General features: G+C 59.7%; 1 protein-coding gene. It reads left to right on the top strand.

The window, feature by feature from the left end; translation table 11 throughout:
• A partial coding sequence (locus ACZ3GY_RS24845) for an EAL domain-containing protein (RefSeq protein ID WP_465912495.1) occupies positions 1 to 233 on the top strand: 233 nt, incomplete at both ends.

Here is a 233-nt window from a genome sequence, read left to right as displayed (position 1 = left end):
ACGGGTTGATGCGCGCGTCCGACATCGCCATGTACGAAGCCAAGCGTGCCGGGCGTCAGCAATATCGCTTCTACGATCACGAAATGAATGGCCGGGCGCGCTCGCGGCTGATGCTCGAAGAGAGCGTGCGCACGGCTATCGAGAACCGAGATTTTAATCTGGTGTATCAGCCTCAAGTGGCCATTGCCGACGGGCAGATTCGCGGGTTCGAGGCGTTGCTGCGTTGGCAGCAT

Source organism: Pseudomonas sp. PME37.24/006, from assembly GCF_055556635.1.
The sequence above is the reverse complement of the archived record's forward strand: the minus strand, read 5'-3'. Positions and strand labels throughout refer to the sequence as shown.